24 protein-coding genes are annotated in these 20,699 nt (G+C 40.7%); 4 read left to right on the top strand and 20 right to left on the bottom strand.

Annotated features, from left to right (window positions below; genetic code table 11):
* Window positions 1-67: 67 nt before the first annotated feature.
* The 9 genes from fni to prsW all read right to left on the bottom strand — a co-directional run bounded on the left by fni (window position 68) and on the right by prsW (window position 7,878).
* Window positions 68-1,090: a type 2 isopentenyl-diphosphate Delta-isomerase gene (gene fni / locus BLV00_RS09090; RefSeq protein ID WP_093044651.1), complete on the bottom strand. Its 1,023-nt coding sequence runs from the start codon at window positions 1,088-1,090 to the stop codon at window positions 68-70.
* Window positions 1,091-1,104: 14 nt separating this feature from the next.
* Window positions 1,105-2,247: a 30S ribosomal protein S1 gene (gene rpsA / locus BLV00_RS09085; protein WP_093044649.1), complete on the bottom strand. Its 1,143-nt coding sequence runs from the start codon at window positions 2,245-2,247 to the stop codon at window positions 1,105-1,107.
* Window positions 2,248-2,337: 90 nt separating this feature from the next.
* Window positions 2,338-2,928, bottom strand: a complete 591-nt coding sequence (locus tag BLV00_RS09080) for a lysophospholipid acyltransferase family protein (RefSeq protein WP_093044647.1) — start codon at window positions 2,926-2,928, stop codon at window positions 2,338-2,340.
* 12 nt (window positions 2,929-2,940) lie between these two features.
* Window positions 2,941-3,612: a (d)CMP kinase gene (gene cmk / locus BLV00_RS09075; protein WP_093044786.1), complete on the bottom strand. Its 672-nt coding sequence runs from the start codon at window positions 3,610-3,612 to the stop codon at window positions 2,941-2,943.
* Between the two features lie 183 nt (window positions 3,613-3,795).
* Entirely contained in the window at window positions 3,796-3,942 is a 147-nt protein-coding gene (locus BLV00_RS22745; RefSeq protein WP_425441666.1) for a hypothetical protein, read from the bottom strand.
* Between the two features lie 60 nt (window positions 3,943-4,002).
* A complete protein-coding gene (locus tag BLV00_RS09070) occupies window positions 4,003-4,668 on the bottom strand; it encodes a flagellar brake protein (RefSeq protein WP_093044645.1) in 666 nt (221 codons plus the stop codon).
* A 90-nt stretch (window positions 4,669-4,758) separates the two neighbouring features.
* Window positions 4,759-6,102: a germination protein YpeB gene (ypeB, locus tag BLV00_RS09065; protein WP_093044643.1), complete on the bottom strand. Its 1,344-nt coding sequence runs from the start codon at window positions 6,100-6,102 to the stop codon at window positions 4,759-4,761.
* 13 nt (window positions 6,103-6,115) lie between these two features.
* Complete coding sequence (gene sleB / locus BLV00_RS09060; RefSeq protein WP_093044641.1) at window positions 6,116-6,946, bottom strand: spore cortex-lytic enzyme; 831 nt, start codon at window positions 6,944-6,946, stop codon at window positions 6,116-6,118.
* Between the two features lie 263 nt (window positions 6,947-7,209).
* A complete protein-coding gene (gene prsW / locus BLV00_RS09055) occupies window positions 7,210-7,878 on the bottom strand; it encodes a glutamic-type intramembrane protease PrsW (protein ID WP_093044639.1) in 669 nt (222 codons plus the stop codon).
* A gap of 85 nt (window positions 7,879-7,963) precedes the next feature.
* Between prsW and BLV00_RS09050 the strand changes: the two genes are divergently transcribed.
* On the top strand, window positions 7,964-8,935 hold the full coding sequence (locus BLV00_RS09050) for an asparaginase (RefSeq protein ID WP_093044637.1): 972 nt from the start codon (window positions 7,964-7,966) through the stop codon (window positions 8,933-8,935).
* Between the two features lie 83 nt (window positions 8,936-9,018).
* Here the strand turns inward: BLV00_RS09050 and BLV00_RS09045 are convergent, their stop codons facing one another.
* The 8 genes from BLV00_RS09045 to BLV00_RS22330 all read right to left on the bottom strand — a co-directional run bounded on the left by BLV00_RS09045 (window position 9,019) and on the right by BLV00_RS22330 (window position 16,098).
* Window positions 9,019-9,996, bottom strand: coding sequence for a YpdA family putative bacillithiol disulfide reductase (locus BLV00_RS09045; RefSeq protein ID WP_093044635.1), 978 nt, complete (start codon window positions 9,994-9,996; stop codon window positions 9,019-9,021).
* A gap of 174 nt (window positions 9,997-10,170) precedes the next feature.
* Window positions 10,171-11,442 carry a Glu/Leu/Phe/Val family dehydrogenase gene (locus BLV00_RS09040; RefSeq protein ID WP_093044633.1) on the bottom strand — a complete coding sequence of 424 codons (1,272 nt, stop codon included), beginning with the start codon at window positions 11,440-11,442 and terminating at the stop codon, window positions 10,171-10,173.
* Between the two features lie 149 nt (window positions 11,443-11,591).
* Window positions 11,592-12,518: a D-alanine--D-alanine ligase family protein gene (locus BLV00_RS09035; protein WP_093044785.1), complete on the bottom strand. Its 927-nt coding sequence runs from the start codon at window positions 12,516-12,518 to the stop codon at window positions 11,592-11,594.
* A gap of 241 nt (window positions 12,519-12,759) precedes the next feature.
* Window positions 12,760-13,356 carry a genetic competence negative regulator gene (locus BLV00_RS09030; RefSeq protein WP_093044631.1) on the bottom strand — a complete coding sequence of 199 codons (597 nt, stop codon included), beginning with the start codon at window positions 13,354-13,356 and terminating at the stop codon, window positions 12,760-12,762.
* A gap of 136 nt (window positions 13,357-13,492) precedes the next feature.
* Window positions 13,493-14,395, bottom strand: coding sequence for a MerR family transcriptional regulator (locus BLV00_RS09025; protein WP_093044629.1), 903 nt, complete (start codon window positions 14,393-14,395; stop codon window positions 13,493-13,495).
* 97 nt (window positions 14,396-14,492) lie between these two features.
* Window positions 14,493-15,272 (bottom strand): metallophosphoesterase, encoded by a 780-nt coding sequence (locus tag BLV00_RS09020; RefSeq protein WP_093044627.1) that lies wholly within the window; start codon window positions 15,270-15,272, stop codon window positions 14,493-14,495.
* Between the two features lie 160 nt (window positions 15,273-15,432).
* On the bottom strand, window positions 15,433-15,798 hold the full coding sequence (locus BLV00_RS22335; protein WP_245728910.1) for a hypothetical protein: 366 nt from the start codon (window positions 15,796-15,798) through the stop codon (window positions 15,433-15,435).
* A 15-nt stretch (window positions 15,799-15,813) separates the two neighbouring features.
* Entirely contained in the window at window positions 15,814-16,098 is a 285-nt protein-coding gene (locus BLV00_RS22330) for a CBS domain-containing protein (RefSeq protein WP_245728909.1), read from the bottom strand.
* Between the two features lie 108 nt (window positions 16,099-16,206).
* Here BLV00_RS22330 and BLV00_RS09010 point away from each other — a divergent pair, with 108 nt between their 5' ends.
* Genes BLV00_RS09010 through BLV00_RS09000 form a run of 3 tightly spaced genes read left to right on the top strand, consistent with a single transcriptional unit; the run spans window position 16,207 to window position 17,290 of the window.
* Window positions 16,207-16,431, top strand: coding sequence for a spore coat associated protein CotJA (locus tag BLV00_RS09010; protein ID WP_093044625.1), 225 nt, complete (start codon window positions 16,207-16,209; stop codon window positions 16,429-16,431).
* The gene (locus BLV00_RS09005; RefSeq protein WP_093044623.1) at window positions 16,431-16,691 is read left to right on the top strand and encodes a spore coat protein CotJB; all 261 of its coding nucleotides are present in this window, start codon (window positions 16,431-16,433) and stop codon (window positions 16,689-16,691) included. Before BLV00_RS09010 ends, BLV00_RS09005 begins: the two co-directional genes overlap by 1 nt.
* Before the next feature lie 29 nt (window positions 16,692-16,720).
* Window positions 16,721-17,290, top strand: coding sequence for a manganese catalase family protein (locus BLV00_RS09000; protein WP_093044621.1), 570 nt, complete (start codon window positions 16,721-16,723; stop codon window positions 17,288-17,290).
* A 178-nt stretch (window positions 17,291-17,468) separates the two neighbouring features.
* Here BLV00_RS09000 and BLV00_RS08995 read toward each other — a convergent pair whose 3' ends face one another.
* The 3 genes from BLV00_RS08995 to BLV00_RS08985 are packed head-to-tail and all read right to left on the bottom strand — an operon-like array spanning window position 17,469 to window position 20,639.
* Entirely contained in the window at window positions 17,469-18,050 is a 582-nt protein-coding gene (locus BLV00_RS08995; RefSeq protein ID WP_093044619.1) for a CPBP family intramembrane glutamic endopeptidase, read from the bottom strand.
* Window positions 18,043-19,578: a RecQ family ATP-dependent DNA helicase gene (locus tag BLV00_RS08990; RefSeq protein WP_093044617.1), complete on the bottom strand. Its 1,536-nt coding sequence runs from the start codon at window positions 19,576-19,578 to the stop codon at window positions 18,043-18,045. The genes BLV00_RS08995 and BLV00_RS08990 overlap by 8 nt, the downstream gene beginning before the upstream one ends.
* Complete coding sequence (locus BLV00_RS08985) at window positions 19,575-20,639, bottom strand: YpbB family protein (RefSeq protein ID WP_176791429.1); 1,065 nt, start codon at window positions 20,637-20,639, stop codon at window positions 19,575-19,577. Before BLV00_RS08985 ends, BLV00_RS08990 begins: the two co-directional genes overlap by 4 nt.
* Window positions 20,640-20,699: the final 60 nt, after the last annotated feature.

The raw sequence follows: 20,699 nt of genomic DNA, 5'->3' as shown, positions 1-20,699 counted from the left end.
AAGAAAAAATCTTCCAGGGACAGCTTTTTTACAATGTTAATATTTTAATGGTAGCAATAACCAAACGCTAAATACGTTGTTCTATCCATTCTTTTGTTTTTCCTGTTAGTACATAAGCTTTTCCTTCTAATTCTTTGGGACTGCGAGCATTCAACATCATCATGGCAACTTTCAATTCATGATGAATCGCATTGATTCGCTCCACAACAGCTTCTTTTCCACGTTGAACCATTACTTGCAGTAAACCGCCTGCCATGCCAAACATATGCGCTCCTAATATCAAGGCTTTAGCTCCATCAATACCATTTCGAACCCCTCCAGAAGCGAATGTATGAGACTCCGGATATCGGTTTCGTACTTCCATTATAGAAATCGGGGTAGGAATTCCCCAATCCTCAAAAACCACCAGGGGATCCTCTCTTCTTTTGTTTTCGACCTTAGAGAAGTTTGTGCCCCCACGCCCGGCCACATCAATATAGCGGACTCCAATGTTCTTCAATTCTGACGCTGTTTCCATTGAAATACCGTATCCTACTTCTTTAACGATGACCGGTACAGGGAGACCTGATACTATCTGCTCGATATTATGTAATCGAGACCTAAAATCCCTGTCCCCTTCTGGCATGATCAATTCCTGGAGTGTATTCAAATGAATCTGCATAGCATCTGCTTCCAGCATTTCTACTGCTCGTTGAGCATGCTCAAGTGTTGCTTCACTGCCTAAATTAGCAAAAACGACCCCCTCAGGGTTCGCTTTCCGTACTACTTGATAACTCTTCTTTTCTTCGGGGTTTTTCAATGCAGACATCTGTGATCCCACTGCCATAGCGATACCTGTTTCAGCAGCAGCTTCTGCCAGTCCTCTGTTGATTTCTTCTGTCTTTTCTCCGCCGCCACCCGTCATGGCATTGACAAAAAGAGGCGAACTTAATAAAAGTTCGCCTGCTTCCGTGTTCAATTCCAATTCATTCCAGTCCAAAGAAGGTATACTTTGATGTACAATTTCTATATCATCAAAATGATTGATTTGTTCTCTGGAATGACTGAGTGCATGGCGGATATGATCGATTTTACGTTTTTCTCTCGACATATCCTTCTCACCAATCAGTTTTTATATTTATCCAGCTTATCTCCAATCATATCTCCTAATTGGAAACCAGAATGGTCGTCTTCCTTTTCATACTGCTTCAATTCCTGACGGTCTTCATCACGCTCAAGCTCTTTGATACTTAATGACAGACGCTTAGCTTGTTCATCGACATCAAGAACTTTCACTTTAACATCCTGCCCGACGTCGAGCACTTCATCCGGAGTGCCGATATGACGGCTTGCAATTTGAGAAATATGAACCAGGCCTTCCACTCCCGGGAACACTTCGACGAATGCTCCAAAGTTCACCAGGCGTTTGACAGTTCCTTCAAGAACTGCCCCACGCTCCACACGTTGTTCCAGATCATGCCAAGGTCCAGGCTGGGTTTCTTTATAAGAAAGGGAGATACGCTCGTTGTCTCTGTCCACAGAAAGAACCTTCACATTAATCTTTTGGCCTTCCTCTACCACATCAGAAGCCTTTTCCACATGTTCATGGGAAAGCTGGGAAATATGAACAAGTCCATCGATTCCACCAAGGTTTACGAATGCACCAAAATCAGTGATGCGCTGTACGGTACCTTCGATGACTTGGCCTTCTTCCAATGAATTTAGGACTTCCTGTTTCTTTGTAGACTCTTCTGCTTCCACCACGGCACGGTGGGACAAAATAACGCGGTTTTGTTCGCGATCAAGCTCTACTACTTTTAGTGTTAAAGGTTTTCCTTTATATTCATCAAAATTTTCAACATAATAAGTTTCAACCAAAGAAGCAGGAATGAAACCACGCAGGCCGACGTCTACTACAAGTCCGCCTTTGACGATGTCTTTTACTTCCGCTTCAAATACTTCTCCGCTCTCATATTTCTGTTCCAGCTCTTCCCATGCTTTGTCCGCATCAACCGCACGTTTGGAGAGCACGATTTCATCATCTTCTACTTTCTTGACTTGAAGCTTGATTTCATCGCCTTCACTAACTACATCTGATGCTTTCTCTACATGAAGGCTGGAGAGTTCACTAATTGGAACAATCCCCTCTACTTTATAGCCGACATCAACAAGAACTTGTTTTTCTTCCACTTTCACTACCTTTCCTGTCACGATGTCACCAGTAGAGAATCCTTGCATTCCTGTAACTTCTTGATTCATTTCATCCATACCAAGCTACCTCCTTCAAAATCCGACACTACTTCACTTCAGAATGTCCTTTTGTCTAACTTCTAATATTTATAAGAATTTGTCAAGTAATTAACCGTTCATTTTTGGGTTTTTTGCTAATTTTTCGATTTCTTTCATTATCATATCAGTAGTTTCCCGAGCTGTAGCTTTATTTTCACGATAACTGGACATATCAATTGGCTCACCATATACTACCCACAACCGTTTGAAGGGTTTATACGGACCAATAATGGCACATGGTATGATCCATGCTTCAGAACGAAGTGCAAAAAAACCTGCGCCTGCTAACCCCTGTCCTACCTCCCCAGTTTTACTCCTTGTCCCTTCTGGAAAAAGACCCAGGGTTTCATTTTCTTCGAGAATCTTCAATCCGCCTCTCAATGCATTCCGATCTTTCATACCACGCTTGACTGGAAATGCATGGACGTTTCTAAGTATTTTCCCGAAAAATTTGTTCTTGAAAAGTTCTTCTTTGGCCATGAAATGAATGTTCCTTCCGCTGGTTATGCCAACCACCGGCGGATCTAAATTCGATATATGATTGGAACAGATAATCACAGGACCTTCTTTTGGGATATTTTTTTTGCCAATGACCTTGATGCGGTAGAGCGGGTACAGAATAACTGTGAATAAAAACTTCCCCACCTTATAAAGATTCATATCACTTTCTCCTTAACCATTTTTTTTAACTACGGCAATGATTCGCTCGACCACTTCATCGATACTCAAGGAGGTTGTATCTATTTCCACTGCATCATCTGCTTTGAGAAGTGGGGCTACTTCCCGCTTTGAATCGATTTCATCGCGTCTTCTGATTTCATCCATCAACTCTTCTAAATTAGATGGAAAACCTTTTTTAAGGTTCTCTTTATGCCTTCTTTCCGCGCGCTCTTCCACGGATGCACTCATGAAGATCTTTACTTCAGCATCCGGGATTACATGCGTGCCAATATCTCTTCCATCCATTACGACCCCGCGTTTTTTTGCAAGCTTTTGCTGTCGCTGCACCATTTCTTCGCGGACTTTTCTATGTTTAGCGACGAGCGATACCTGATTCGTTACTTCTTGTGTGCGAATTGCCTGGGTAACATCTTCCTCGTTGACATATACACGCTGTCCGTCTTGTTCCATTTTCAAAAGAATGTCACATTCCATTAATAGATGATGTACCCCCGCTTCATCCTCCAGGTCGAGTTCTTTTTGTAACGCACACCATGTCAGTGCCCGGTACATCGCTCCAGTATCAATATATACATACCCTAGTTGATGAGCGACTTTTTTAGCAACAGTGCTCTTACCAGCAGCGGCAGGCCCATCTATGGCTATCGCTAATTGATTCTCCAAATCCATTCACCACTTTCCAACAGTTATGCTCTCTGGCTACAAGGAAAAAAGACGCCTTTCTGCTTTCAAGAAAGCGCGTCCCTCCTATCCATCTTCCTGCAACCTGTCTTTTAGTTGTTTTTTACGCTTCTCTATTAGTTAAACTATTTACTTTCTATCTCAAAATCATAACATATACGTTGCTTAAAAATCTATGAAATTTGTCTGCTCACTACTGGGGAATACACCTAAATAATCATGAACGGGTTGCCAGTTCCATACTATTTCCGTATGCAGCAACAGATATTGTGAAATAATAAGCAACCCCCCGTGCAGCAGAAGTAAGATCATGATAATTCTTTCCACTCGCTTCATCCTTTATCATTCCTTATTATGGCTTATGGGAAAAATCTATTGTATACCTCTATTCCGCATATATAACTGACGCTCGAAACAGAATTGGATAATGGTTTGCCTTTGGTTATCCGGGATAGTGCTGAATTCAATGGAAGCAATATCCCTCTCCATCTCTTTATGATTAAAAATACGAACCACTGTGCCTTTTGCTTCTATATATCGTATATCACCGGAATTCATAGGGAATACAAGCATCAAACCCAGATTCTCCTGATGCTTAAGCTGGTGGCTTTCTGGCAAAACGATGGCAGCGCCCCCACCGCTAATATCCATTGTAATCGTTGTGAAGGGTGGCACATCCAACTGATTGTTATATACAGCGACATCAACAGCTGTTTCAATCCGTACGTATTTTCTTCTTTGAATCCTTATGATCTCGTTGTCTCCTGGAAAATAGAATACCAGCACAGGAATTTTTAATTTCTTTCGGGCAATCACAGAGGTTTCAAACAGGTAAACGGACTGGTCTTTCCCGACAAAACTTATTTTTATTTGGGTGCCTTCAAGGAAAACTCCTGTCTTGCGTGTCTTTTCACCGACAGGATAAGCAAGAAAGAGGTAATTACCTTTTTTATCGACAATTTTACTTTTAAACGATTCTTGAGCACCATGATCTGTATGTATTAATTCAAGGGTGACAGGAGTTCCTATTTCTACCACGTAAACCCTTCTTTCTGACTAGTATTTTTGTCTATGGTAATTATCTCAAATTATTTAAAAAATGGAAAGGTGGAGTATCCACCTTTCCTGTTAAACTGCCCGTGAAAATTTGATTTCCGTAGCCTTCAACCGTTCTACTTTTTCTTCTGTTCCATCTTCAGCATTAATGAAAATTCGATAGGTATTATTACCTAAAGTTCCTAGGAATTCATACGTCAATACCTCTTCTGCCAAATCATTTTCAATGATCGCCATATGCTGCTCCTGAATCTTCACTTGCGGATTAACACTTGACCTGGCTTCTTCTTCCGAAATGGCAGGTTCTTTTATTTCCCGTTTCTGGTGATTCATGAAATAATCTTTCGCAGACATTCCCAACATATCCCCATTATCCAAAGCAATCTTCATCTGGATGGCATCCGGATAAATTCTTACCCCATCTTGAGTAGCGACAAATGAATAAACTCCTTCTTTCTCATATTGGCTGCTTTGAACCAGTTCATGATCTGGAAATTCAAAGGACTTTAAATATTCATTAGCCTTCAGAGCCCCTTCATGGAGACTGATTTTCGCCTCTTTTACAGGCCGTTCGACCATTACCGTTAATGGGTGACCACCTTTCTCAGAAAGGTCAGCATAGCCATTTTTATCGCCCTGTTGATAAGAAGCCATGTAGGTTTGGACATCTGCTCCTTTACCTGACTTTGTAATATTCAGATTCTGCTTTTCTTTAATATTGAAAATTTCTTTGGCTATTTTCGTTGCTTCCTGTTCGGTGATATCCTCACCTTCCAGACCTTTGAATTCATGATTCTCATCGGCTATCCCGATAATATTGCTGCCATTATTCTCTTCCCCAAAACCTGCAACGCTTTTTTCCACTGTCTTAAACCCATCAATAATCGTATTGTCACCCTGTGAATCATTTGTAGCTAATGCAAGCTGGACATCCATCCAACGTAGATTTTCTTCTAATACAGTATGTTGAACTTTACGAAGTTCATCTTTAATCGTCCCACTTTGTTTATAAAGGTTTTCTAACATTTTTACTTCTTCATCAGAAAGCGGTTCCTTATTCAAGTCACGAATTGCTGTCTTATAGCTGAAGTCACCAATATCATGTAAAAATTCTTCTGTTTTATTGAAAGGGAGCAACGTCAATGGCAGCTGTCCCACATCGGTCTGTGCTTCTGATGTCAACCTCCATATTTGAGCGAGCTCCGGTGAAAGGCGTTTTTGCGTATTCATGGCCAAAACATTTCCGATTTTATCATGAAGTAAATCTGTATGATAGGTTAAGTCATGAAATGCCCGCTGGTAACTGTTTTCTGCCTGGATCAATACTGCATTTTTATCCTGATGTTCTTTATAGCCCCATACCCCTGTTCCTACTACTCCAATAACTAATAATGTAATCAATATCCATCTTTTCATCTAATCTCACCACCTATTTCGCAAAAATATGTTTACCGATTTTTTTGATCTGAGGCCTGCTCCATATCCATCCAGAAGTGGCTGTATCCGGGTTGAAATAATAAATCGCTTCACTGGATGGATCCCATCCATTTATCGCATCCATGACTGCCCGCTTCGCCGTTTCATTGGGGGTAAGCCAAATTTGGCCATCAGCTACAGCTGTAAAAGCCCTCGGTTCAAAAATTACACCTGCTACTGTATTGGGGAAAGTTGAACTGTTGACACGATTTAAGATTACTGCCGCAACTGCTACCTGTCCGACGTAGGGTTCTCCTCGTGCTTCTCCATAGACAGCATTAGCCATCAATTGAATATCATTTTGGGAGAAACCATTTGGAACATTTACTGCAGTATTGCTAGGCCCTTCAGCTTGCTGCTGATTTCCCTGTTGCTTTTGCGGCTGTTTTTTTACTTGTTGCTCTTTAGGAACACCGCCATAATAAGAAAAATCTCTTCCTTTCCTAATTTGTTCTTTTACAAAGCCTTCATCATACTTGGTGGCATTCACTAGTTTTTGTTTTGTTGTCTGGCCTGCCAAGCCATCAATTTCCATACCGAACTCATATTGGAAGTTTCGCAGAGCCCAGTAGGTTCCCCAACCAAAAACACCATCAATCTCCCCATTGTAAAAACCTAGATACTGCAGCCTGGCTTGCAGCTCGATAACATCATCTCCCACAGCCCCCTGCTGGATCACTTGATTGGAAAAAGCATCTGCTGGTTCGCTTGGAAAGGCTATTACTAATCCTCCTGCCAACAATACCGATAAAGCTGTATAAAAAATCGACCGCTTTATGATCATTACTTATTCTCGCCTCCTGGACTCATTTATTCATTAATGCTATTGATATCTTTTGAATCTAGTCAGGATTTATGCATTAAAATAACGCCAGTGCTAACATCTTACATATCTGCCAGACAACCTGACGTTGGTGAAAATTAATTACGCTCTGTATATCATTTGTGTTTATTCTAATAAAAAAGACTCGATGCCTTGTTGCAGTCGGTTATAATCATGGAGAAAAAAACCATGCCGTTTAAGGCATGGTTTTCAGGAAGTTCTCTTTATTCAGCTTTAGTATGGACATTTGGATAATTATGATTAGCCAGATTGATCTTCCGTATCCCGATATACCAAAGAACTGCCATAAAAGGAATCATAAGATAAATCCAGACACTGGCAGTTGTGGTAAGGATCAGATCATATAGACCATGCAAACCTACCGGGATCAATAAAGCAAGCAAGAGCCACATTTTATTATGATATGTGTTAAACTTAGCTTTCCCAATATAGAAGCCCATTAATATGCCGAACAATGCATGAGAGGATACAGGGAATATCGCCCTCCCCCATGCATATTGAGCACCGTTCGCTAAGAGATAGATAACATTTTCCACCGTGGCGAAACCAAGGCTGATCGCAACCCCGTAGATGATGCCATCATAAGGATGATCGAATTCTCTATGCTGATAGACAGCAAATAAAAAAATGAACCATTTTAAAAATTCCTCTAGCAACCCTGCTAATATAAATGACTGGGAATAGGGAGATTGCAAGAGTCCTTCAACATTAAACGCATATTGTATGAACATGATCGGAAACACTAGAAGCGCTCCTAGAATGAAAGTACGAAATATCAATGGGAGCGGCTCTAATTCTATCCGTTTATTGAAATAAATGAACGTCATAATGGCTGCCACAGGGGCAAGGGCCAGTGTAAGAATGGATATCATCGATTGCTCCTCACTTTCCATCCAAGTGATTTAATCGTATCATGGAAAGGAAAGAAACGGAACATTAGAAAAGCAGGTGATCACTATGAAACGAATTATGATAATCCATACAGGCGGAACTATTTCGATGAAAGAAGATAAAGCGACAGGAGAAGTCAATACAGACGGCCGTCATCCCTTACAGGAACTCAATGATATGCTGGGTAATGTAGCGGAAATCGAGGACGAGGTGCTATTCTATATCCCCTCTCCCCATATGACTCCCATACACATGCTGCAACTTGGAAGAAGAATACATGAAAAACTTGCCTCTAAAAATATTGATGGGATTGTCGTGACCCACGGTACAGACACCTTAGAGGAAACAGCGTACTTTTTAGATCTGTTCCTGCAGACTAGGAGACCTGTTGTTATGACAGGAGCTATGCGCTCCAGTAATGAAATCGGCGCCGATGGACTTTATAACCTTTTGACTGCTATTCGTGTCGCCACCTGTGACGAGGCGCAGGACAAAGGTGTGCTCGTGGTTATGAACGATGAAATTCATACAGCGAAAAATGTCACCAAGACCTCTACCAGTAATGTAGCGACTTTCCAAAGTCCTCAATACGGTCCTATTGGTATAACCACAAAACGCGATGTCTTTTTCCATCATAAACTGAGTAGGCGTGATTCTTATCCTATTCAGCAAATAAGCAAAAATGTCGCTCTGGTCAAAGCCTACGCCGGTATGGATGGTTCGATGTTCGATGCTTTACGCGAGACGAATATTGACGGGCTGGTCATTGAAGCTCTCGGACAAGGAAACCTCCCCCCAGCCACAGTAGACTCTATTAAAAAACTATTGGCAATGAATATTCCGATTGTCCTTGTGTCCCGATGCTACCAGGGCATTGTCCAGGATACCTATGCCTATGAAGGCGGTGGAAGAAAATTAAGAGAAGCTGGTATCATTTTCGCTAACGGGTTAACTGGCCCTAAGGCAAGAATCAAACTTATGGTCGCTCTCGAAATGACGAATAACCCAACTGAACTGGCACCCATGTTTGATTACTGATTAAAGGCTTTTTAAGGTGCTGGTAAACGGTCACCGAAACGAAAAAAGAGGCTGGCTTTCATATAAAAAGCCAGCCTCTTCCTTTATTTTTTAGCTGCAATCGCTTCAGCTATCTGTTCCCCATGATGACGCCCGTTTTCAATAAAAATTTCATTGTTATTATAGCCGGCTGCAATAACACCTGCGATATAAATGCCAGGTACATTTGTTTCCATGGTTGTTTCATCGAACGTCGGTCTTCCTGTCTCCTCATCCATGTCGACGCCCATTTTGGTAAGGAAACTGTGATCCGGCTGGTACCCAGTCATTGCGAACACGAAATCGTTGGCAATTCTGTACTCCTCGCCTTCACAATAATAGATGACCTCTGTTTCTGTTATTTCTTTCACCTCAGCGCAGAACTCCATTGCTATAATTCCTTTATTAACCAACGCTTCGAACTCAGGGAGTATCCAAGGTTTTATGCTTTTGGAATAATCTTCGCCACGGTAAAGTACTGTCACATTCGCTCCTGCCTTTACAAGTTCAAGCGCAGCGTCGACAGCTGAATTTTTCCCGCCGATTACGACGACATCCTTTTCAAAATAAGGATGTGCTTCTTTAAAGTAATGCATCACTTTATCTAACTCTTCTCCGTCAATACCCATCATGTTAGGTTGGTCGTAATAACCGGTGGCAATGATGATATCTTTCGCCTTATATGTCACTTGTTCTCCCGAATTCTTTTTTGTATGAATGGTAAAAGCATCGCCTGTTTTTTTAACCTGGGACACTCTTTCATATGCGTTGACTCGCAACTGCTTGCGTTGGGCTACTGCTCTGTAATAAGCAAGGGCTTGATTCCTTACAGGTTTTTGTCGTTCTGTAATGAATGGTACTCCGCCAATTTCCAGCTTTTCACTGGAACTGAAAAAGGTCTGGTGAGTGGGATAATTGTAGATGGAATTGACGACATTCCCTTTTTCTATCAAAAGCGGTTCTATGCCTCTCTCTTTAAGTTCAATAGCAGCACTCATCCCACAGGGTCCTGCTCCGACTATGATCACTTCTTCTTGTTGCACGACTCTCTCACTCCTTCAAGCACTAAGAAAACTGAAGAGACTCTCAGCTCTCCAGCCATAGTTAAAACAATTTTAAATAAATATATACCTGGATCATTACTCCTTCAAGCACTTTACCACAATAAAATATCTCCTACCAATAACATGATAGGAGATATCGAACTCAGAATCAACTTATACCCATCCACGAAAACGGGAAGCTTCCGCCATCTTACGGACACCCACCATATAAGCGGCTAACCGCATATCGACACGTCTGGTCTGGGATGTGTTGTACACATTGTTAAAGCCTTTGATCATCACTTTGTAAAGTTTCTCTTCTACTTCTTCTTCTGTCCAGTAATAGCCTTGATTATTCTGCACCCATTCAAAGTAGGAAACAGTAACACCACCGGCTGAAGCTAGAACATCCGGTACTAAAAGAATTCCACGATCGGATAGAATTTTAGTGGCTTCTAATGTTGTCGGGCCGTTGGCAGCTTCTACAACAATTGGCGTTTTGATGTTATAAGCATTATCTTCGGTGATCTGATTCTCAATCGCTGCAGGGACAAGAATATCCCCTTCCAATTCCAACAATTCCCGATTGGTAATCGTATTTTTAAATAAGTTAGTAACAGTACCGAAGCTGTCGCGGCGATCCAATAAGTAGTCAATATCCAGTCCTTCCGGGTCATGCAGGGCGCCATATGCATCGGAAATGCCGATTACTTTCGCACCTTTGTCGTGCATGAACTTAGCCAGAAAGCTTCCTGCATTACCAAACCCTTGAACAATAACGCGGGCACCCTTCAGATCGATTCCTTTCTTTTTACATGCTTCTTCAATACAGATAGTTACACCTTTGGCGGTCGCGGATTCACGCCCGTGAGAGCCACCTAACACAATCGGTTTACCAGTAATGAAGCCCGGGTTGTTAAATTCATCGATCCGGCTGTATTCGTCCATCATCCAAGCCATAATTTGAGAGTTGGTGAATACATCTGGCGCTGGAATATCTTTTGTAGGGCCTACAATTTGGCTTATCGAACGGACATAACCTCTACTTACCCCTTCCAACTCCCGGAAAGACATCTCACGAGGGTCACATACGATTCCGCCTTTTCCCCCGCCATAAGGAAGATCCACAATTCCAGCTTTTAGACTCATCCAAATAGAGAGTGCTTTCACTTCTTTTTCACTGACATTCGGGTGGAAACGGACTCCACCTTTAGTCGGTCCTACAGCATCATTATGTTGAGATCTAAATCCGGTGAAAATCTTGATAGAACCATCATCCATCCTGACAGGGATTCGAACCGTCATCATCCGAACGGGTTCTTTCAATAATTCATACACTTCACCTGGGTACCCCAATTTATCTAAAGCTTTCCTAATTACAGACTGGGTGGATTTCAATACATCCAACTTATCATTTGCAGCATCTGCTGGCTTATCGGCTACCATCAGTTTACCTCCTATATCGATCCATTCACTGTCATTAACAACTATGCTTTCAGTGATTAGTATACACTTTCATTTCGAATATGCAAGCAACAAAATCAAGATAAAAATTGGCTTTCCAATTACTATGGAAGCGGTTACGACTCATGCTATCATTTCTTGATGGAAAGCTCAACAAATCGCTCTACCATCTCTTCATAACTCCAGCCGATTTTCTTAGCTGAGTCAGGAAAGAGGCTGGTTGGTGTCATACCTGGCAAGGTGTTCACTTCCAGTATAACTGCCTCATTTTCATTCGTTACAATAAAATCGACCCGGGAGTAGACATCACAGCCTAATAATTGATGAGCCAGGACAGCGTGCTTTTGCAGTTTATCAGTCATCTCTTCAGGTATTTGAGCAGGTACAATGTGTTCACTGCCACCCGGTTGATATTTGGATTCAAAATCATAATAATCACTTTTAGGGATGATTTCTATAACTGGAAGAGCCTTTTCCTCTCCTTGTTTACCCACGACTGGTACTGTCACTTCTCTCCCGCCAATATAATCTTCAACAAGTATCGTATCATCGGATTGACTTGCATTTTCCACACCTTCTTCAATTTGAGCGATGTCTTTCACGATCGTCAAACCTAATGTGGAGCCTTCTTGATTCGGCTTGATGACAAATGGCGGCTTGAAATCTTTCTTGATTGCTTCTGAAATTTCAGATGGATTATTGGATCTTACCTGATAGGTTTTACTTCGTGCCGTAGCAATCCCGTATTGACTGAAGATCTGTTTTGACTTGGCCTTATCCATTGCAAGAGCTGAAGCCAGTACCCCTGAACCTACATAAGGAATTTCCAGCATATCTAGTAAGCCTTGAATTTTTCCATCTTCCCCATATCGTCCATGAAGCCCGATAAATACTAAATCTACATTCAAATTAAGTATTTCATTCAATCGTTCCGGGTTAAAATCAATATCCATCACTTCATGTCCATTTTTTTTCAATGCATTTATAATTCCTTTACCGGTGGATAAAGATACTTCTCTTTCACCTGAAGTCCCACCATATAAAACAGCTATTTTCAACATATACACTCCCATCAACGGTTACCTTCTTAACATACATATTCCCTACAATATTAACATGTTCATTAGAAACGTTCTATTTATTCTTTTGTAAAAATGAAATGGTGAGAAAATTATACTTTTTCTAACCTGAATCGGTTGTTATAGCAATTACCAGGGAAAGATATCATCTATCTAAAATATCACCAGAATACTCAATAAAGTCAAAGAAAAAATGAACGGTAGTATTGAGCCGTTCATTTTATTCGGGTTTGTTTTTTATGAAATAATTATAAACTTGCTTTGCGGCTTGATTTTCCATTACGATTTTCCCATATTCGCACAGTCGGTGGGAAGTCACAATACTTGGTGTACCGAATTCAGACATCAATGCAATGATTTGCTCTCTGTTAAGCTCCTGAATGTCCTCTTCTTCTAATTTCATATAATAATAATCCTGATAATGTACAATGCTTCCACCATCTACACCTAAATTATACAAACGACGAGAGACTTGTATGATATCCTCAAACTCCAGGAATGAAAAAATCAATTCTTTACTTTCATCCAATGTAACTTTCATTTCGATATAGTCTTCATCCTCATCCTGATAATCACGGTCGGTCTGAGTCACTACGATGAACATACCTTGCGCTTGTAAAAGATAAACCTGTACAAGCAAAGTACCATCCAGTTCAAAACCCAGTTCATCACTGGCTTCATACATCATATCACTGAATAATTGGTGCACGCGGGGTAAATCATGCCACAAATCTTCCTTAGTCAGCCCTCTTTCAATTAAATCGTCGAAGGTAAGGAATATTTTGAATTTATCGTTGGACATTCTCTCCAAACGCATCCCATCGCCCCCTGAAAGCTATCGGTTTATCTTTATCCTATGCTATTATTCAACTTTTGGTGCCCTTTTATGCTGCTTTTGTACGTCCAACCTGCGGTACGTATCTTTCTATATTAAAGCCATGATACCTGCTTGCTTAATGTTGATCCAGCCAGTTCAACCAATCTTCTTTCGTGGTCCCGACTACATAACGACCTGCTTTTGTTCTTTCCTCTTGAGGCAATTGGTCAAAAGCATAACCACCAAGTCCTATTTTTAAATCAGGATAAGCTTCCTGTAAACTTTCCGCCATCCTAATGGAAGCAAGCACATTCTTTTTTAAGGTTGCTGATAGAAATAAATAAGCTGGATCCACATCTTCTATAATTCTACTCATATCCCCTTCAGCAATACTTTGGCCAAGATAGACGACTTCATAACCCTGTCGTTTCAAGAACAAAGCAAATATCAACAAACCAAGCTCATGCTTTTCATTGGGTCCGCATACCAGTACTGCTTTTGGCAGATAGGGAGCAGCTGGAATCGACAACAGCAACATACCAAGTCTGGATCTGAGAAAGTTGCTAGCAAAATGTTCATGAGCGCTTGTTATTTCATTTTCCTCCCACCGGATTCCTATTTTAATTAAAAGTGGACTGATGATATCAATAGCCACCATTTCCGGCGTATATAAGCTGAAAGCATGATCCATATGTTTCTGGGCATTTTTTTCATCAAAAGACAGCAAAGCATTTGATAATTGCTGTGTTATTTTTGATAATTCTGTATCATGAACATTTTCCTGTACATCATCAGAAATGTCGTGATGGTTATTTTCATATAAAGATACAGCTTGAGAAATTGTAAAGCCCTGATCCACTTTCGCAATTAACCATTTTAAAGTACGTACATGATGTTCTGTGTAAAGACGGTGTCCAGCATTATTCCGGACAGGACGTATGATTTGGTACCGTCGTTCCCACGCTCGTAAAGTACCGGGTTGTACACCGAGGATGTTAGATACAGCTTTTATGTTATATTTACCATTATCTGCTGACATGAGCCTACCTCCATCTACGCTGCTTTTTTCAATTATATCCGAGTGAGGAAGGCTGTGCAAAAATTGTATACTGACTTTATAACCTTTGCACAAAATGTCATTTACTGTTCACTATAATAATATGGCATTCAGCTCTTGTTCCTAACCTGAAAGGAATCAAGCGGGTGCCATATCCTTCACTTATAAAAACAGGGGTCTTGTCAATATTTTTCATACCACCGCGCTGCCTCAAACCGAAACCCATGAAACGGATTTGACCGCCGTGGGTATGACCACTAAGTACAAGGTCCACTTTCTCTTTCTGTTCCAAAGGTAAGTAATGGAACATAGCCGGATCATGAATGACTAATAGTTTGCACTCACTTCGTGCATCAATAAAGGCAAATTTACTATTCTCCTCATGATGTTGATAAGTATCGACACCGAGTAAGCTGAAAGTATCACCAGCATCGGACGTGAACTCAACAGCAGTGTTGCCAAGAACATGGACACCCTCGTCTAACAAAGTTGCATCTAAATCATGGTAATCCCCTTCATAATCATTATTTCCCCAAACAAAATAAATGGGAGCTTTCAACAATTTCAATCGCTTGATATTCGCTCGTACATTATCCATAGAGACCCCACGCTCAATCAAGTCTCCACCGATTACTACAAGGTCGACGGGGGTGGTGATAGCTTCCAGCGTATCTCTTTTAACAACCCTTTTGTGAAGGTCGGATATAAAGAAAATACGAACTCCATGGAAGGATGAAGGGAATCTGTCCAGTTGGATGATGCGTTCATCAAGGGAATCTGTATAAGCTTTCCGATACATATAAAAAAGTAAAGCTACAGCTGCTATCAGTAGAAGTAATCCGGTGTAAACGTATATCATCCTTAGCTTCACGCTCCTGTAAATTAATAGACAGCAAGATGCCTAAAATGGATGATACCATCATATCAATTAGAAGCGTATTGTACCATTTATGTATACCATAAAGAAAAAAATCCCCCTTCCTGACCAGATTATGTCGGGAAGAGGGAAAAAAGAAGAGCTAAACTTCTTTTATATCCAAAACTCTGAAGCCTGTTTTCTCAAGCTTTTTGGTGAACTTAGCGATATTATCGTTTGGGTCCACTTTCAGGACGATGCGCCTGGCCAGTTTATCTGTTTCGTCAAAGGTAGCTAAAGAAATTACATTTTCATGATATTGTCTTAGTATATCACCCAAGCGCTCGATTCTACCTTCCGATTCCTCAGAAGTAAACGCAATACGTATGCCTTTCCGTTTCACGCCAAAGGCACTTTCGAATTGCTCTAATACATCCGCGCGAGTCACCAGCCCCAGGAATTTCTTATCTTCACCTGCCACCGCAATGACAGAATAACCTGTAAACAATGGCAACGTTCTCTCAAACACTTCGTCTTCTTTTAACTAAAGATCTTCCTTCTCCACTAAATCGCCTGCTGAGAATTCCGAAAGATAAACATCCTTTGGTTGATTGCTCTCAAAGTATCTTTTATAAATAATTTCTTTAGATAACATTCCAATGAAAAAGCTACCATCCAGCACAGGTACAGCCTGAATATCATGATGCTCCAATATGGAAATAACTGATTTCAAGTCTTCTCCAATCTGGGCAGTTAAACATTCATGCGGGGGCTTCATAATACTTTTCACAAACATCATCATCACTCCAACATATAGATTGACTTTCATTATTAAGTATTCGATTTAGTAGGACAAATTTCCTTCTTTAATCTTGGTATAGGACAGACTACAGTGCTCATACAATTGCAATAGTCTTTGTTAAGGAAGGTGATAAGAATGTATACCCAGCAGAAATGCTATCGCCCATTTTATGGTCCGATGGATCCCTGTCCTCCACTCGAAGTGAAATGCTATTCTACCCCGCCTCATCTATATATGCCATTCCAGCCGCCGGGATTGCAGCAATTCGATCCGCGGGTTGCATTGAGAAAAGGAACGTTATGGCCGGCACTGTTTGATCCATATCCAAAGCCTAAACCGTATAGAGAGGAGGGGAAATGATGGCGACCATCCCTCCAGAATATTACCACCAAATGGAAGCCATCCAGGCTGTCGACTTTGTATTGGTGGAATTGACATTATATTTGGACACTCATCCCAACGACAGGGAAGCCATTGAACAATTCAACGCTTGTGCCAAAGAAAGCCGTAGATTAAAGAAAAATTTCGAACAACAATTCGGACCATTGATGCAATACGGAAAAAGTTATTCCGGTTATCCCTGGCAATGGGATGACACTCCTTGGCCATGGCAGGTATAAACAATCATAAGCGGAGGTGATTCTTTGTCATGTGGTATTACGAAAAGAAACTTCAATACCCGGTAAAGGTCAGCAGCTGTAACCCCCGGCTGGCAAAATTCCTGATTGAGCAATATGGAGGTGCTGACGGGGAATTGGCCGCTGCTTTACGTTATTTAAATCAACGCTACTCGATACCTGATAAGGTTATCGGTTTACTTACGGATATAGGGACGGAAGAGTTTGCTCATTTAGAAATGATTGCTACGATGGTTTATAAACTAACTAAAGACGCTACACCTGAACAGATGAAAGAAGCAGGCCTGGGAGCGCATTATGCCAACCATGATAACGCCTTGTTCTACCAAAATGCGGCTGGCGACGCTTGGACAGCAACCTATATACAAGCAAAAGGCGACCCGATCGCCGATCTTTATGAAGACATTGCCGCAGAAGAAAAAGCACGTGCTACTTACCAGTGGCTGATCAACATGTCAGATGATCCTGATATAAATGACAGTTTAGCATTCTTACGGGAACGTGAGATCGTCCACTCTTTGCGGTTTAGGGAAGCCGTTGAAATTCTCAAAGAGGAAAGAGATAAACAGAAATTCTTTTAACACACTTCGGTCCCACTCCAAAACATAAGAAGACCTGCTGGAAGCGCAGGTCTTTTCTTTAGTTGGTGATCGAAGAGGAATATCCTAGTAAAAATAGAAAGTTGGAATATAACTGCTTCATTGCCATACGCAGGTGGTATGAACTTTCGATTAACTATCCTTTTTGGGCTGAATTCCTTCACCTCATTTTATAGCGAATATAGAAAGCCAGTAATAAATCAATGATAAAATGAGCCGCCATGGTGGTCAGGAGATTACCAGTTATCTCATACATATAGCCAATAAAGAAACTGACAAATAACACCGATATTAACAATACAAATTTTTTTAAATAGCGTATATGCATCACAGCAAATATAATACTTGCGATGAAATAGCCGAATTCTGCATGCAGCACTCCCCGGAACAACATTTCTTCACTGATCGCTACAAGTAAGGTAATACCGATGATTCCAAGCAACGACCGGCTCTTGAATACCTTTGTGTTTATCCCGCCGTCATCATAATATTTTGCCGGGACAAACTTCATTAATATCAAGTCGATTGCCACCACGATCAAACCAGGAATTATGCCGTAAATAAGAATCTCCCTCACAGAAGGATGTAACTGAGTTATCCAGCCGTTCCAAAAAGAATCAAATAACAGCCAACTTCCAATAATGCTTAAACTTAAAATGATCAATTGGGTCAAAACGAGATGGAAGGTTACTTCTTTATCTGACATGGTGTTAATCAGGTCGGATTGCTTCGGTTTATTCATGTTTGTCCCCCTGCAAAAAAATCTCTCTCAACCGATCATGCCAATCTTGTTGGAAAATGACAGTTTCCTTCTGACCAAATGAAAAATTCCGCCAGTCGAAGCCACAATAATCACAACAGGGGACATCAGGTGTTTTTACAGAATTTTGGAAAGGTTGATACAGCCCTTTCCTCCGGCAGGCTTGACTATGAACCCAACGCATCAGCTCTGAAAATTTGGCCATTTTATATTTGTATCTGTTGTCCACTTGGTTTGTAAGAAATGTATAAAATTCTTTCCATTTATCCCGGTTAAAGACGATAGCTTGCTGATTAAGAAGATGGTGCTGGTGGCAATGGTATTTAATGAACCTCCATTGTGTTTCTGTCAATTCTAGTTCTTCTTGTACAAGTTCATCAGCTGGAAGCTTTGCTCCCGCCTGGTATAGATTAAATAAGTAATTCAATGTTTTCTGTATATCTCCTGCTTCGGGAAGTTCACTTTGTATCAGCTTTTTGGGAAGGAAGTCATCTGAAGGAGAATAATACACCACACTTATACTATGTGCTCCATCTCGGCCGGCTCTACCTACTTCTTGAATAAAAGATTCTGTTTGAGTCGGCAGATGAAAATGAATGACATACCGGATATTTTTTTTATTTATCCCCATTCCAAAAGCACTAGTACAACAAATGATATCCAGTTGATCATTCATGAATTGTTGTTGGATCAATAAGCGGTCAGACTGCTCCATTCCTCCATGGTAGAAAGCAACTCTTTTATCAGATAACTGTTTGGATAGCTCTCCAGATGCCCTTTCGGCCCATTGTCTGCTTGAAAAATAGATCATTGTTGGAGCATACTGGTCTTTTAACAGTTGTTCTATTTTCATCAACTTTTCATTCGGATGCTCCACATGCTCTATTGCAAAACTTATATTTTCCTTATCCATCGGGTAAATATGGGATTCCCTATGGATCATTCCCAGCTGGCTGATGATATCCTCTTGTACTTCTGGTGTAGCTGTTCCACTTAGAGCTAATACTGTAGGCTGATTGAATAGTTCTATGACCTTTGCCAGTTTCAAATAATCTGTCCGGAATTCATGGCCCCATTGTGAAATACAATGAGCTTCATCCACCACGAATAAGGAAATATGTAAAGCTTGTAACTGCTCTACTACTATATTGTTTTGTAACATTTCCGGAGATACGTAGATTAACTTGTAATGGGCAAGTTGACTTAACAGTTGCTTTTTCTGAACCGGTGATAGAAAACTGTTGATTGCCGTAACCCTTTTGAACCCTGTCGCCTTCAATGCTTTGACCTGATCTACCATCAAAGAAACCAACGGGGATACCACAACGGTCACCCCTTCAGACAATACCGCCGGCAATTGATAACAAATAGATTTACCAGAACCTGTTGGCAGAATGCCTAACACGTCTTTGCCATTCATAACATCTGTAATAATTTCCTTTTGACCTGTTTTAAAGGCATCGAAGCCAAAATAATGTTTCAATTCTTGTTCCAGCGATCGATTGTTCATACTTTTGCCTCGCTTTTCTGATGCTGCATTCTTGCTTGTACAAGCCTGATAAAGAAATAATCAAATTTACCTTGAAGGGCATCATAAATATTTTTTAATTTATTTGTTTGCAGTTCGTCAATCACTTGAGAAATTTCCTCTATTTCTTGCTCACTGACAAACAAGTAAACAGGAAAGTCTGATTGGACTAGAGCCATTTCCACAATGTGATCATGGATAGTACTCATTTTCAATCGGCGTCTTTCGCTAATTGTTTCCAGATCCATCCCCTGTTTAATAAGTAAATACGTTTTTTGTGCTGAGTTTGTAATCAAACGATTGGCTTTTGATTCTTCGATAAAAACAGACAGGGCAGGGTAGTTGCCTGGATTTTTTTCCACAGCTTGATATATCTGATGTAGTAGATGCTGCATAAGTAGATGGACATTATGCAAGGGAAGATGAAACATATCTGACAATTGCTGTTTACTTAGTCCAATCATACCGGCTCCCGTCAGGCGGTATGTGAACAGTGCTGCCTCTTTCTCGTTTACGGATATCAATAAACTGTATAACTCTTTATAAATGGCGTTGATATGATCCATTAGAGTCGCTTTATTTACGTTATAGCTCAATTTGACCCATTTTAATATATCCGGTCGGTCCGTGATCGGGATAAAATGCTTCTTGCCCTTTTTCATATTCGTAATGGTTTGAATATACAAATAAAATCGTTCTTCAAAGACGGTGACTTTTTCGTGGAGCTTGATTCCGTTAAAATATAGCGGTCCCCACTCATCTGAAAGTCTTTCCAATTGATCGCTTCCATAAGCCGTCAATCTAGGACGTTCATCTTCATCTGTGATGATAATTTTTCGTTCTTCTATCAATTGATTGATAACCTTCATCAAATCGGTGCGTTCCAACGATTTATAGATAGCAAAGAACTCAGTGAGTTGATAGGCATGTGCATCCTGGAGCGTTTGTGATGAACGCTTTCCCACGAGCAGATTATAGATCCCCGCTGTCGTCCGCTCTCCATTTATGTTATTAATACAGCGCAGTAAAATATATTCAAACACGCTCATCCCCCTTTTATCCTGAACCATATCCAACTTACTACATCCTGTTATATCTTAATA

It is taken from the genome of Thalassobacillus cyri (assembly GCF_900107755.1).
GTDB lineage: Bacteria > Bacillota > Bacilli > Bacillales > Halobacillaceae > Thalassobacillus > Thalassobacillus cyri.
The sequence above is the reverse complement of the archived record's forward strand: the minus strand, read 5'-3'. Positions and strand labels throughout refer to the sequence as shown.

Bases quoted from the DNA above. Each gene is read 5' to 3' on its own strand.
- fni (WP_093044651.1), bottom strand. From the start codon at position 1,090: ATGTCGAGAGAAAAACGTAAAATCGATCATATCCGCCATGCACTCAGT.
- rpsA (WP_093044649.1), bottom strand. From the start codon at position 2,247: ATGGATGAAATGAATCAAGAAGTTACAGGAATGCAAGGATTCTCTACT.
- BLV00_RS09080 (WP_093044647.1), bottom strand. From the start codon at position 2,928: ATGAATCTTTATAAGGTGGGGAAGTTTTTATTCACAGTTATTCTGTAC.
- BLV00_RS22745 (WP_425441666.1), bottom strand. From the start codon at position 3,942: ATGATCTTACTTCTGCTGCACGGGGGGTTGCTTATTATTTCACAATAT.
- ypeB (WP_093044643.1), bottom strand. From the start codon at position 6,102: ATGAAAAGATGGATATTGATTACATTATTAGTTATTGGAGTAGTAGGA.
- sleB (WP_093044641.1), bottom strand. From the start codon at position 6,946: ATGATCATAAAGCGGTCGATTTTTTATACAGCTTTATCGGTATTGTTG.
- prsW (WP_093044639.1), bottom strand. From the start codon at position 7,878: ATGATATCCATTCTTACACTGGCCCTTGCCCCTGTGGCAGCCATTATG.
- BLV00_RS09050 (WP_093044637.1), top strand. From the start codon at position 7,964: ATGAAACGAATTATGATAATCCATACAGGCGGAACTATTTCGATGAAA.
- BLV00_RS09040 (WP_093044633.1), bottom strand. From the start codon at position 11,442: ATGGTAGCCGATAAGCCAGCAGATGCTGCAAATGATAAGTTGGATGTA.
- BLV00_RS09030 (WP_093044631.1), bottom strand. From the start codon at position 13,356: ATGCGTTTGGAGAGAATGTCCAACGATAAATTCAAAATATTCCTTACC.
- BLV00_RS09025 (WP_093044629.1), bottom strand. From the start codon at position 14,395: ATGTCAGCAGATAATGGTAAATATAACATAAAAGCTGTATCTAACATC.
- BLV00_RS09020 (WP_093044627.1), bottom strand. From the start codon at position 15,272: ATGATATACGTTTACACCGGATTACTTCTACTGATAGCAGCTGTAGCT.
- BLV00_RS22330 (WP_245728909.1), bottom strand. From the start codon at position 16,098: ATGAAAGTCAATCTATATGTTGGAGTGATGATGATGTTTGTGAAAAGT.
- BLV00_RS09010 (WP_093044625.1), top strand. From the start codon at position 16,207: ATGTATACCCAGCAGAAATGCTATCGCCCATTTTATGGTCCGATGGAT.
- BLV00_RS09005 (WP_093044623.1), top strand. From the start codon at position 16,431: ATGGCGACCATCCCTCCAGAATATTACCACCAAATGGAAGCCATCCAG.
- BLV00_RS09000 (WP_093044621.1), top strand. From the start codon at position 16,721: ATGTGGTATTACGAAAAGAAACTTCAATACCCGGTAAAGGTCAGCAGC.
- BLV00_RS08995 (WP_093044619.1), bottom strand. From the start codon at position 18,050: ATGAATAAACCGAAGCAATCCGACCTGATTAACACCATGTCAGATAAA.
- BLV00_RS08990 (WP_093044617.1), bottom strand. From the start codon at position 19,578: ATGAACAATCGATCGCTGGAACAAGAATTGAAACATTATTTTGGCTTC.